Source organism: Amycolatopsis sp. 2-15, from assembly GCF_030285625.1.
GTDB lineage: Bacteria > Actinomycetota > Actinomycetes > Mycobacteriales > Pseudonocardiaceae > Amycolatopsis > Amycolatopsis carbonis.
The window spans coordinates 9,583,298-9,596,191 of the sequence record NZ_CP127294.1 but is presented as its reverse complement, the minus strand read 5'-3'; the positions used below and the strand labels follow the sequence as shown (position 1 = coordinate 9,596,191).

The window sequence follows — 12,894 nt, the reverse complement described above, 5'->3', positions numbered from 1 at the left end:
TTGCTCACGATCGGCGTGTTCGTGGTCCTCGCCCTGACCCTGCGCGGGATGGAGAAGCTGTGAGCGGCGCGGGCACCGTGGCCAACATCGTCGGCGGACTGCTGGCGCTGGGCCTGATCGTCTACCTGTTCATCGCACTGGTGAGGCCGGAGAAGTTCTGATGAGTGATGTCGGTGCCGGCCTCGTCCAGGTCGGTCTGCTGCTCGTCGCCCTGGCGGTGGTCTACAAACCGCTCGGCGACTACATGGCCCGCGTCTTCTCGAACGGGAAGCACTGGCGGGTCGAAAAGGTCTTCTACAAGATCGTCCGCGTCAACCCGGACTCCGAGCAACACTGGAAGACGTACGCGTCCGGGGTGCTCGGGTTCTCTTTCGCGTCGATCGTCCTGCTCTACCTGCTGCAGCGCCTGCAGTCGGTGCTGCCGTGGAACTTCGGCCGCGGCGCGGTGTCGCCCTCGGTCGCGTTCAACACGGCGGCGAGCTTCGTGGCGAACACGAACTGGCAGTCCTACGTCCCCGAGACGACGATGGGCCACTTCGTGCAGATGACCGGCCTCACCGTGCAGAACTTCGTGTCGGCGGGCGTGGGCCTGGCCGTCGCGATCGCGGTGACGCGCGGGTTCATCCGCTCGAAGACCGACCGCCTCGGCAACTTCTGGGTGGACCTCACGCGCGGCACGATCCGCGTGCTGCTGCCGATGGCGTTCGTCTTCGCGATCGTGCTCATCGGCCTGGGTGTGGTGCAGAGTCTCCACTCCGGCGTCGCGGTGACGAACCCCGACGGCAGCCAGAGCACCATCGCGCTGGCGCCAGCGGCGAGCCAGGAGACGATCAAGGAGCTCGGCACCAACGGCGGCGGGATCTTCAACGCGAACTCCTCGCACCCGTTCGAGAACCCCAACGCGTGGACGAACCTCATCGAGATGTTCCTGATCCTCGTGATCCCGGTCAGCCTCACCCGTACCTTCGGGCAGCTGGTGGGCAACAAGAAGCAGGGCTACGTCCTGCTGTCGGTGATGGGCGTGCTGTGGGGCGCCATGCTGGCCCTGATCTGGACCGCGGAGTCCTTCACCAACAGCCCGGCCGCGCTGGCCGCCGGAGCCAACATGGAGGGCAAGGAACAACGCTTCGGGCTGAGCCTCACGTCGATCTTCGCCGATACGACAACGGGTACGTCCACGGGCGCGATCAACGGCGCGCACGACAGCCTCTCGGGCCTGGGCGGCGGCGGTCCGTTGCTGAACATGCTCTTCGGCGAGATCTCGCCGGGCGGCGTCGGCACCGGTCTCTACGGCATCCTCGTGATGGCCGTGATCGCGATGTTCCTCGCGGGCCTGATGGTCGGGCGCACGCCGGAGTACCTGGGCAAGAAGCTCGGCAAGCGGGAGGTCACCGCCGCGGCGATCTCGATGCTCGCGATGCCGACGCTCGTGCTCGTCGGCGCCGGGATCGCCTTGGCGATGCCCGACACGCAGAGCGCGCTGGGCAACTCGGGCGCGCACGGCCTGTCGGAGGTCCTCTACGGCTACGCCTCGACCTCGAACAACAACGGCAGTGCCTTCGGCGGCCTGACCGCCACGAGCAACTGGTTCCAGTCCTCGTTCGGCGTCGCGATGCTGCTCGGCCGGTTCGTCCCGATCATCGCGGTCCTCTGCCTGGCCGGTTCGCTGGCCAAGCAGAAGAAGGTTCCCGAGACCGCCGGCACCCTGCCCACCACCGGGCCGCTGTTCGCCACGATGCTCACCGGAACCATCGTCCTCGTCGCGGCCCTCACTTTCGTCCCGGCGCTCGCGCTCGGGCCCGTTGCGGAGGCGTTGGCATGACAGTCACCGAAACCCCACGAAGTCCCCTGGAAGACCGGCAGCACCACGCGGAGAACGCGGGCCGCGTCGGAGCGGGCGCGTTCAACGCGCGCCAGCTCTGGCTCTCGTTGCCCGAGGCGCTGCGCAAGCTCAACCCCAAGCACCAGCTGAAGAACCCCGTGATGTTCGTGGTGTGGGCCGGTTCGGCGCTCACCACGGTGTTCGCGATCGTCGAGCCGAGCGTGTTCGCGATCCTCGTCGCGGTGTGGCTGTGGCTCACCGTGCTGTTCGCGAACCTCGCCGAGGCCGTCGCCGAAGGACGCGGCAAGGCGCAGGCAGAGTCGCTGCGCAGGTCCAAAAAGGAGACGGTCGCGCGGCGGCTGACCGAAGACGGCTCCGAGGAGAGCGTGCCCGGGGTCGACCTGCGCGTCGGCGACCTGGTCGTCGTCGAGGCCGGCCAGATCATCCCGGGTGACGGTGACGTCGTCGAGGGCATCGCGACCGTCGACGAGTCGGCCATCACGGGCGAGTCGGCGCCGGTCATCCGCGAGTCGGGCGGCGACCGCTCGGCCGTGACGGGTGGCACCACCGTGCTGTCCGACCGGATCGTCGTGAAGATCACCACCAAGCCCGGTGAGTCCTTCGTGGACCGCATGATCGCGTTGGTGGAAGGCGCTTCCCGGCAGAAGACGCCCAACGAGATCGCGCTGACGATCCTGCTCTCGACCCTGACCATCATCTTCCTGCTCGCCGTGGTGGCGCTGCAGCCGATGGCCGGGTACTCGGGCAAGGAGCAGTCGGTGATCGTGCTGACGGCGCTGCTCGTCTGCCTGATCCCGACCACGATCGGCGCGCTGCTGAGCGCCATCGGCATCGCGGGCATGGACCGGCTGGTGCAGCGCAACGTGCTCGCTACGTCCGGGCGCGCGGTGGAAGCCGCGGGCGACGTCTCGACGCTGCTGCTCGACAAGACGGGCACGATCACCTTCGGCAACCGCAAGGCCACCGAACTGATCCCCGTCGGCGGGTCCACGATGGACGATCTGGCCCGCGCGGCCCGGCTGTCCAGCCTCGCCGACGGCACGCCCGAGGGCCGCAGCATCATCGAGCTGATCGCGGCCAACCACGGCCTGCCCGAAACCGCCGGCGACAACGAGAAGCTCGCCGAGTTCGTGCCGTTCACGGCGCAGACCCGGATGAGCGGTGTCGACCTCGGCGACCGCGAGGTCCGCAAGGGCGCCACCTCGGCCGTGCGCCAGTGGGTGCGCGAGCGAGGCGGGGCGATGCCGGACGAGACCGAGCGGATCGTCGACGAGATCAGCCAGCAGGGCGGGACGCCGCTGGTGGTCGCCGAAAACACCGCCGGCAACGCGTTCGTGCGCGGTGTGATCCGGCTGTCCGACGTGGTCAAGCCGGGCATGAAGGAACGGTTCGAAGAACTGCGTTCGATGGGCATCAAGACGGTGATGATCACGGGTGACAACCCGCTCACCGCCAAGGCCATCGCCGAGGACGCGGGCGTCGACGACTACCTCGCCGAGGCCAAGCCCGAGGACAAGATGGCGCTCATCAAGAAGGAGCAGGAAGGCGGGCGGCTCGTCGCGATGACGGGTGACGGCACGAACGACGCTCCCGCGCTGGCGCAGTCGGACGTCGGCGTCGCGATGAACACGGGCACGTCGGCCGCGAAGGAGGCCGGCAACATGGTCGACCTCGACTCGAACCCGACGAAGCTCATCGAGATCGTGGAGATCGGCAAGCAGCTGCTCATCACGCGCGGCGCGCTCACCACGTTCAGCGTCGCGAACGACCTCGCGAAGTACTTCGCCATCCTGCCCGCGATGTTCACGTCCATCTTCGCCCAGCTGGGCGCGCTGAACATCATGCATCTGGCGACACCCCAGTCGGCCATCCTCTCGGCCGTCATCTTCAACGCACTGATCATCGTCGGCCTGATCCCGCTGGCCCTGCGGGGCGTGCGGTACCGGCCGTCGTCGGCTTCCGCGCTGCTGCGCCGGAATCTGCTGATCTACGGCCTCGGCGGCATCGTGAGCCCGTTCCTCGGCATCTGGGTGATCGACCTGATCGTGCGCCACATCCCTGGAATCGGGTGAATCTGATGAACTCATTGGTCAAGCAGACCTGGGCGGGGCTGCGCGTCATCATCGCGATGACCGTGCTGCTCGGGCTGATCTACCCGCTCGCCGTGTGGGCGATCGGGCGGATCCCGGGCCTGCAGTCGAACGCGGAAGGCTCGGTCGTCACGCAGAACGGGCAGGCCGTGGGGTCGTCGCTGATCGGGATCGACCCGGTCGCCGCCGACCCGGCGCACGACCCCTGGTTCCACAACCGGCCCTCGGCGTTGTCGAAGGACGCGCTGGGTCCCGCCGACCCGTCCAGCTCCGGTGCGTCGAACAAGGGCCCGTTCAACGAGGACCTCGTCAAGAGCATCACCGAGCGCAAAGACGCCATCGCGAAGCGGGAGAACGTCGCCCCGGCCCAGGTGCCGGCCGACGCCGTGACCGCTTCCGGTTCCGGCCTCGACCCGTCGATCAGCGTCGCCTATGCCGACCTGCAGATCCCGCGCGTCGCGAAGAACACGGGGCTGAGCGAGGACAAGGTGCGCGAGCTGGTGACGGCCAACACGACGGGTGCCGGAATCGGTGTCCCCGGGGCGAACGTGCTGCTGCTCAACTTGGCCGTGCATTCCGCTGCGCCAGGAGCACACTGACAGCGTGAGCACACCGAGCACGACCCCGAAGCCGCGCCGAGGAGAACTGCGGATCTACCTCGGCGCGGCTCCGGGCGTGGGCAAGACTTTCGCGATGCTGGGCGAGGCCCGCCGCCGGCTGGAACGCGGGACCGACGTCGTGGTGGGCCTCGTGGAGACCCACGGCCGGCAGAAGACCGCCGACCTGCTCGACGGCCTCGAGATCGTGCCCCGGCGCACGGTCAGCCACCGCGGGCACGAGTTCGCGGAGATGGACCTCGAAGCGATCCTGAAGCGGGCGCCCGAGGTGGTCGTGATCGACGAGCTGGCGCACACCAACGTGCCCGGCGCGCGCCACGACAAGCGCTGGCAGGACGTGGAGGAGCTGCTCGAGTCGGGGATCGACGTGCTGTCCACGGTCAACGTGCAGCACCTGCAGAGCCTCAACGACGTTGTCGAGCGCATCACCGGCGTCACGCAGCAGGAGACGGTTCCAGACGAGGTCGTGCGCAAGGCCGAGCAGTTGGAGCTCGTGGACATCACGCCGGAGGCGCTGCGGCGCCGGCTCGCGCACGGCAACGTCTACCCGGCCGAGCGCATCGACGCCGCGCTGGGCAACTACTTCCGGCCCGGCAACCTCACCGCGCTGCGCGAGCTGGCGCTGCTGTGGGTCGCCGACCAGGTCGACGTCGCCCTGCAGCGCTACCGCGCCGAGCAGAAGATCACCGACACGTGGGAGGCGCGCGAACGCGTCGTCGTGTCCATCACCGGCGGACCCGAGAGCGAGACGCTCATCCGGCGCGCGAGCCGCATCGCCACACGCGCGGGCGCGGAGCTGCAGGTGGTGCACATCCTGCGGGGCGACGGGCTGTCCGGCCTCGGGCCTACGGCCATGGCCCGCAGCCGCACGCTGGCCGAGGAGGTCGGGGCCACGTTCCACGCGGTCGTCGGCGACGACGTGCCGACCGCATTGCTGGACTTCGCGCGCGGGGTCAACGCCACGCAGCTCGTGATCGGCACCTCGCGCCGGTCGCGGGTGGCGCGGCTGTTCGACGAGGGCATCGGCGCGGCCGTGGTGCAGCAGTCCGGCTCGATCGACGTGCACATGGTCACGCACTCCTACGCCGGTGGCCGGCTGCGGGCACGGCTCGGTGCGAGCCCGCTGGCGCCGTCGCGGCTCGTGCTGGGCTGGGTGCTGAGCCTGGCGCTGCCGATTCTCGCGACCGGCCTGGGCGTGCTGCTGCGCGACACCGTCGAGTTCTCCACCGACGTGATCCTCTACGTGCTCGCGACGGTGATCGTCGCGCTCGTGGGCGGGCTCGGCCCGGCGGTGCTCGCGGCGGTGTTCGGAGCGGGCCTGCTCAACTTCTTCTTCACGCCACCGCTGTACACGCTCAACGTGCACAGCCCGCAGAACGTGGTCACGCTTGTGGCGATGATCGTGGTCGCCGTGCTGGTGGCCCTCGTCGTCGCCTCGGCGGCCCGGCGCGGCAGCCAGGCCGCGCGGGCGCGCACGGAAGCCGCGCTGCTGGCGTCGTACGCGCGCACGGTGCTGACCAACCCGAACCCGATCGAGCGGCTGCTGGAGAAGGTGCGGGAGAACTTCGGCCTCACGTCGGTCACGTTGCTGGAGAAGAAGAACGGCGCGTGGCAGAAGGTTGCGATCGCCGGGCAGTTCCCGTGCGCCGACCCGGACGAGGCCGATGTGGACATCGCGGTGACGGCCGATGTCCACCTGACCCTGCGCGGCCGGGCGCTGCCCGCGGCCGACAGGCGGGTGCTGGACGCCGTGGCCGGGCAGGCGCTGCTCGCGCTGCGCCAGCAACGGATGGCCGCGGCCGCCGCGGCGGCCGAGCGCAAGGCCGAGGCGACGGAGCTGCGCACCACGCTGCTCTCGGCCGTCGGCCACGACCTGCGCACGCCGTTGACGTCCATCAAGGCGGCGATCGGCAGCCTGCGCGCGCCGGACCTGTCACTGTCCGAGGAGGACACGGGCGAGCTGCTGGAGGCCATCGAGCTCTCGGCCGACCGGCTCGCCGGGCTCATCGACAACCTGCTCGACTCCTCCCGCTTGGCCACCGGCGCGGTCACGCCGCACCTACGGCCGGTGGGCTACGACGAGGTGGTGGCCCACGCATTGTCCAATGTGGACGACTCGCGCGACGTGAAGGTGGGCGTCGACGTGAGCCTGCCTTCGGTGCTGGCCGATCCCGGCTTGCTCGAACGGGTGATCGCCAACGTCCTCGACAACGCCCTGCGCCACGGCGGTGGCGTGGTCTCGGCACGGGCGAGCGCGCACTCGGAGTACGTGGAGCTGCGGATCGTGGACCACGGCCGCGGCCTGAAGAAAGGCACGGCGGACTCGGCGTTCGCGCCGTTCCAGCGGCTCGGCGGCGACCGCGACTCGACGCCCGGCGTGGGGCTCGGGCTGTCGGTCGCGAAGGGCTTCATCGAGGCGATGGGCGGCAGCATCCGGGCCGAGGACACGCCGGGCGGCGGCCTCACCGTGGTGATCTCGCTGCCCGCCTACACCGGGCAGAATCCGGACAAGGACCTCCTCAAGATCGACGAGGCCGCGGACGAGGCTGTGGAGGGAGCGAGCACATGAGTTCCGACAAAGCGGCGACCGTGCTGGTGGTCGACGACGAACCGCAGATCGTGCGCGCGTTGCGGATCAACCTCAACGCCCGCGGGTACAAGGTGATCACGGCGCACGACGGCACCGCGGCGCTCAAGGCCGTGGCCGAGACCAAACCCGACGTGGTGGTGCTCGACCTCGGGCTGCCCGACCTCGACGGCACCGAGGTGATCGCCGGCCTGCGCGGCTGGACCACCGTGCCGATCATCGTGCTCTCGGCGCGCGGCGACTCGGCCGACAAGGTCCAGGCGCTCGATGCCGGCGCCGACGACTACGTGACCAAACCGTTCGGCATGGACGAGCTGCTCGCCCGGCTGCGGGCCGCGGTGCGGCGCTCCACAGTGGCCGGCCCCGACGGCGCGGAAGCCGTGGTGGACACCGGGTCGTTCACGATCGACCTGGCGGCGAAGAAGGTCCGCCGCGACGGGCGCGAGGTGCACCTGACCAAGACCGAGTGGGGAGTGCTGGAGCTGCTGGTGCGCAACCGCGGCCGGCTGGTGGCGCAGAAGCAGCTCCTGCACGAGGTGTGGGGCCCGTCGTACGAGACGGAGTCGCACTACCTGCGCGTGTACCTGGCGCAGCTGCGGCGGAAGCTGGAGCCGGAGCCCTCACGCCCGCGGCACCTGCTGACGGAACCCGGGATGGGGTACCGCTTCGAGGTCTGAAGACGACGGAGGTCTGAGTACGACGATGGCCGCCCCGCGGGGCGGCCATCGTCGTGTTTTCAGCTGGTGGGACCGGTCGGGTCCGTCGTGCGGACGTCCGTGGAGGATGACACCGGCGGCGAGCTCGGCGGCTCACCACTGCTGCTCGACCCGCCGCCACCGCTGCTGCTGGACGTCGGGCTCGACGGCGGCGGGCTGGAGGAATCGCTCGGCGGTGTCGAGCCTGTCGATGAAGTAGGCGGCGGGTCGTCGCTGCGCGGAGTCGTGGTCGGCGGCTTGACCGTGTTGGTGTTGCCGCCGCCGGGCGGCGGGTTCTGCCCGGGGTTGCCCGGCTGCCCGGGCGGGTTGTTCGGCGGCGGGATGACCACGGTGGTGGTCGGCACGCCGTCGGCGCCCGTGGAGACCACGGTCGTCGGGGTCGAGGGGACCGACGTCGGGTCGCCGGGGGTCGGCTCGCCGGTCACGGTCATCGGGGCGCCCGGCACGGCGTTGCCCGGCACGACCTGCGAGCTGCCCGGCAGGGTGCCCTGGCCGCCGCCGGGGACGTTCGTGGACGTCGCGGTGGTGCTGCCCGGGCTCGCCAGTTCGGCGACCGCGGCGAAGGCCGTGGCGACGACGAGGCCGCTCACGCCGAGGATGGCGTAACCGGCCCGGTTCATGAGGCCGCTCGCGGCCTTCGGCGGCGCGACGGAGATGCGTGAGCTCGGATCCGGCCCGTCGGGACGGGACATGCAGGCTCCTCTGTACAGGTCGAGGCTGTCAGGTCGGCACCGGCTTTTTCGACGTCGTCGGCCGCAGGTGGTTTTCGACGCCGGAAGTCGTGGCGCGGTTCGGTCCGGCTCCCCGGAATGGTTCGGGGGATCGGGGCGCCGGACGCGGACCCCGGCCGGGAGGTTATCACCGCCTGTGACCCATTCGCGCAGGTACGGGGCCTGCCCCGTCACTGTCCGCAGCGGGTGGCGTGGGGCAGGATGGACGCGTGAGTGAGGAAGAAACACACATCCGGTTGGCGGCGTGGGTTCACGGGCACGTGCAGGGGGTCGGTTTCCGCTGGTGGACCCGGAGCCGCGCGCTGGAGCTCGGCCTGGTCGGGTTCGCCCGCAACTTGTCCGACGGCCGTGTCGAGGTGGTAGCGGAGGGTGGTCGAGACCACTGTGAGCGGTTGTTGGCCACCCTGCGGTCGGGAGAATCACCCGGAAGTGTGGATCACGTCGTCGAGCGCTGGAGCCCGGCGAAGGGCGGTCTGACGGGCTTCGTCGAGCGCTGAGCGGCAGGACAGCGGCGACTACGCCGCCCGAGTGAGCGCTGTGACGGGTGGGACACAAGGGGTTGCCGGTGTGCCGCATTTTGTGCTAGGCGCGCCGGGAGAGGGCGGCCTCCCGCGATCACGGCGGGTGCCCGGGTAGCCTTGGCCGACTGTAGAGCCAGTACCCGCGGCCGGAAGGGTCAGCACCACGTGCACCTGAAAAGCTTGACGCTGAAGGGTTTCAAGTCCTTCGCCTCGGCCACCACGCTGCGGTTCGAACCAGGGATCACGTGCGTGGTCGGGCCCAACGGTTCGGGCAAGTCCAACGTCCTCGACGCGCTGCGCTGGGTCATGGGCACCCAGGGCGCGAAAGACCTGCGCGGCGGCAAGATGGAAGACGTCATCTTCGCCGGCACCGCGGGCCGCGCCCCGCTGGGCCGCGCGGAGGTCACGCTCACCATTGACAACGCCGACGGCGCGCTGCCGATCGAGTACTCCGAGGTGTCCATCACGCGCCGCATGTTCCGCGACGGCGCGAGCGAGTACGAGATCAACGGCGACCGCTGCCGCCTGATGGACGTGCAGGAACTGCTGTCGGACTCCGGTATCGGCCGCGAGATGCACGTCATCGTCGGGCAGGGTCAGCTCTCGGCGATCCTCGAGTCAAAGCCCGAAGAGCGCCGCGCGTTCATCGAGGAGGCCGCGGGCGTCCTCAAGCACCGCAAGCGCAAGGAACAGACCTTGCGCAAGCTCGCGAACATGCAGGGCAACCTCGACCGCCTCGGTGACCTCACCACCGAGCTGCGCCGCCAGCTCAAGCCGCTGGGCAAGCAGGCCGAGATCGCGCGCAAGGCCCAGTCGGTGCAGTCCGAGCTGCGCGACTCCCGCCTGCGCCTGCTGGCCGACGACCTGGTGACCCAGCGCGGCGCCATCGCCCGCGAAGAGGCCGACGAGCGCACCGCCCGCCAGCGCCGTACCGAGGTGGAGCAGGCCCTGGAGGTCGTGGCCGCCGAAGAGACGGAGCTGGAGGCCTCGCTCGCCGAGGACGCGCCGAAGCTGCAGACCGCGCAGGAGACCTGGTACAAGCTCTCCGCGCTGGCCGAGCGCCTGCGCGGCACCGTGCGCCTCGCCGTGGAGCGTCAGCGCCACCTGTCCTCCGACGTGTCGGCTCCGACCGGCGGTCGTGACCCGGAGGAGCTGCTGGCCGAGGCCGAGCAGGTCGCCGAGCGCGAGCAGGAGCTCAACGAGGCCGTGATGGAGGCCAGGGAGCTGCTGGCCGAGACCGTGCTGCGGCGCGAGGACCTCGAACAGCGCGTGCAGGCCGCCGAACGCGCCCACTGGGCCGCGGTGCGGGCCATCGCCGACCGCCGCGAGGGCATGGCGAAGCTGACCGGCCAGGTCGAGGCGCTGCGCAGCAAGAACGGCGCCACCGCCGACGAGATCGACCGCCTGTCGGTGTCGCTGCAGGAGTCCGCCGAGCGCGCGGAGATCGCGCTGGAGGAGCTCGAAGAGGCCAAGGCCGAGGGCGGTGTCGAGGAGTCCGACGACGCGGACCTGATGCAGCGCCACGACCGCGCGGTCGAGGCCAACAACGCCGCCAAGGCGCGCGTCGAAGAGCTGGTGAAGGCCGAGCGCGCCACGGAACGCGAGATCTCCTCGGAGCGGGCGCGGGTCGAGGCGCTGTCGATGGGTCTCAAGCGCAAGGACGGCGCCGGTGCGCTGCTGGGCGCGTCGCACGAGCTGCCGGGCCTGCTGGGCTCGGTCGCCGCGCTGCTCACGGTGGAGCCGGGGCACGAGGTGGCGCTGGCCGCCGCGCTCGGGCCGGTGGCCGACGCCGTGGCCGTGGCCGGCGGCGAGCAGGCGCTGACCGCGCTGAAGTACTTGAAGGACACCGATTCCGGCCGCGCGGGCATCGTGCTGGGCAGCTACGGGTCCAGTGTGGACACGTCGTCGTGGCCGATGCTTCCGTACGGCGCCCGCTGGGCCCGTGAGGTCGTGACGGCGCCGGAGCAGCTGCGCCCGGCCGTGGAACAGGCGCTGGACAAGCTGGCGCTGGTCGACGACCTCGACGTGGCGCGTCAGCTGGTGGCGAGCCACCCGGACGTGCGTGCGGTCACGGGCGAGGGAGACGTGTTCGGCGCCCGCTGGGTCGCCGGTGGTTCGGCCGCGCGCGAGAGCGTGATCGAGGTCCAGGCCGCGGTCGACGAGGCGGGCGAGCGGCTGCGCGCGGCCGAGCGCGCGCTGGAGCGCCACACCGCCGAGCTCGAAGGCGCCCGGGCCGAGCAGCAGGCCCGGCGCGAAGAGGTCGGCCAGGCCAAGGACGCCCTCGGCGACGCGAAGGTCCGCAAGGCGCGTTCGTCGGAGCGGCTGAACCGGATGCAGCAGGCCGCGCGGTCGGCGCAGGCCGAGGTCGATCGCCTCGCCGGGCAGCGCGCGAAGGTGGAGCAGAGCCGCGAGCAGGCGCTGGCGCAGCTGGCCGAGCTGGAGGAGCGACTCGCCGCCGTCGCCGAGCAGCCGGTCGAGGACGACCCGGACACGGCCGAGCGCGACGAGGCCGTGGAACAGCTCGCCGTGGTCCGCCAGGAGGAGATGGAGGCGCGGCTCGCGCAGCGCACCTCCGAGGAGCGGGCGCGCAGCATCGCCGGGCGCGCCGAGTCGCTGCGTCGCGCGGCCCGTGCCGAGCAAGAGGCCCGGGAACGCGCCGCCAAGGCCCGCGAAGCGCGGGAGCGGGGCGCCGCGATCGCCAACGCCGTGGTCAACGCCGGTGAGCTCGCGCTGGAACGCATCGAGCACTCCGTGCAGCGCGCGGCCGCCGAACGAGACGAAGCGCAGGCGCAGCGCCAGACCCGCGAGACCGCGCTCACCGCGGTGCGGGCCAAGGTCCGCGAGCTGTCCGGCGAGCTCGAGAAGCTGACCGACGCCGTGCACCGCGACGAGGTCCTGCGCGCCGAGCAGCGGCTGCGGCTGGAGACGCTCGAGGCCAAGATCGCCGAGGACTTCGGCATCGGCCTCACCGACCTGGTCCAGGAGTACGGCCCCGACGTGCCGGTGCCGCCGAGCGCGGGCGAGATGGCCGAGTACGAGGCGGCCAAGGAGCGCGGCGAGGCCGTGACCCCGCCGCCGCCCATGCCCTACGACCGCGACACGCAGGCCCGCCGCGCCAAGCGCGCGGAGAAGGACCTGACGCTGCTGGGCAAGGTCAACCCGCTGGCGCTGGAGGAGTTCGCGGCGCTGGAGGAGCGCTACAAGTTCCTCTCGACCCAGCTCGAGGACCTCAAGGACACGCGCAAGGACCTCGAAGCCGTGATACGGCAGGTCGACGAGAAGATCCTTGAGGTCTTCGCCTCGGCCTACGCCGACGTGGCGCGTGAGTTCGAAACCGTGTTCAGCGTGCTGTTCCCGGGTGGCGAGGGCCGCATGGTGCTCACCCAGCCCAACGACCTGCTCGCCACGGGCGTCGACGTGGAGGCACGCCCGCCGGGCAAGAAGGTGAAGCGGCTGTCGCTGCTGTCGGGTGGCGAGAAGTCGCTGGTGGCCGTGGGCATGCTGGTGGCCATCTTCCGTGCCCGCCCCTCACCCTTCTACGTGATGGACGAGGTCGAGGCGGCGCTCGACGACACCAACATGCGCCGGCTGATCGGGCTGCTGGAGCAGCTGCGCGACTCGTCGCAGCTGATCATCATCACCCACCAGAAGCCGACCATGGAGATCGCCGACGCGCTCTACGGCGTGAGCATGCAGGGCGACGGCATCACGAAGGTGATCTCGCAGCGCCTGCGCGCCGAAGACGAAGAGCCGGTGCCCGCGATCTGACTCCGGACGTGAAAAAGGGGG

The 12,894-nt window shown here is 70.7% G+C and carries 9 protein-coding genes; 8 read left to right on the top strand and 1 reads right to left on the bottom strand.

Features of this window, described 5'->3' with window-relative positions:
* Positions 1 to 59: 59 nt before the first annotated feature.
* The 6 genes from kdpF to QRX50_RS47205 are packed head-to-tail and all read left to right on the top strand — an operon-like array spanning position 60 to position 7,814.
* On the top strand, positions 60 to 161 hold the full coding sequence (gene kdpF, locus QRX50_RS47230; RefSeq protein ID WP_220237749.1) for a K(+)-transporting ATPase subunit F: 102 nt from the start codon (positions 60 to 62) through the stop codon (positions 159 to 161).
* Positions 161 to 1,822: a potassium-transporting ATPase subunit KdpA gene (kdpA, locus tag QRX50_RS47225; protein WP_285969549.1), complete on the top strand. Its 1,662-nt coding sequence runs from the start codon at positions 161 to 163 to the stop codon at positions 1,820 to 1,822. Before kdpF ends, kdpA begins: the two co-directional genes overlap by 1 nt.
* Positions 1,819 to 3,915 carry a potassium-transporting ATPase subunit KdpB gene (gene kdpB / locus QRX50_RS47220; protein WP_285969548.1) on the top strand — a complete coding sequence of 699 codons (2,097 nt, stop codon included), beginning with the start codon at positions 1,819 to 1,821 and terminating at the stop codon, positions 3,913 to 3,915. The genes kdpA and kdpB overlap by 4 nt, the downstream gene beginning before the upstream one ends.
* 5 nt (positions 3,916 to 3,920) lie before the next feature.
* Entirely contained in the window at positions 3,921 to 4,532 is a 612-nt protein-coding gene (locus tag QRX50_RS47215) for a potassium-transporting ATPase subunit C (protein WP_285969547.1), read from the top strand.
* 4 nt (positions 4,533 to 4,536) lie between these two features.
* Positions 4,537 to 7,119 (top strand): DUF4118 domain-containing protein, encoded by a 2,583-nt coding sequence (locus QRX50_RS47210; protein WP_285969546.1) that lies wholly within the window; start codon positions 4,537 to 4,539, stop codon positions 7,117 to 7,119.
* Positions 7,116 to 7,814, top strand: a complete 699-nt coding sequence (locus QRX50_RS47205; protein WP_285969545.1) for a response regulator — start codon at positions 7,116 to 7,118, stop codon at positions 7,812 to 7,814. Before QRX50_RS47210 ends, QRX50_RS47205 begins: the two co-directional genes overlap by 4 nt.
* A 59-nt stretch (positions 7,815 to 7,873) precedes the next feature.
* Here QRX50_RS47205 and QRX50_RS47200 read toward each other — a convergent pair whose 3' ends face one another.
* Positions 7,874 to 8,545: a hypothetical protein gene (locus QRX50_RS47200; RefSeq protein ID WP_285969544.1), complete on the bottom strand. Its 672-nt coding sequence runs from the start codon at positions 8,543 to 8,545 to the stop codon at positions 7,874 to 7,876.
* A gap of 248 nt (positions 8,546 to 8,793) precedes the next feature.
* Between QRX50_RS47200 and QRX50_RS47195 the strand changes: the two genes are divergently transcribed.
* A complete protein-coding gene (locus QRX50_RS47195; protein WP_285969543.1) occupies positions 8,794 to 9,081 on the top strand; it encodes an acylphosphatase in 288 nt (95 codons plus the stop codon).
* A gap of 189 nt (positions 9,082 to 9,270) precedes the next feature.
* Positions 9,271 to 12,873: a chromosome segregation protein SMC gene (gene smc, locus QRX50_RS47190; protein ID WP_285969542.1), complete on the top strand. Its 3,603-nt coding sequence runs from the start codon at positions 9,271 to 9,273 to the stop codon at positions 12,871 to 12,873.
* Positions 12,874 to 12,894: the final 21 nt, after the last annotated feature.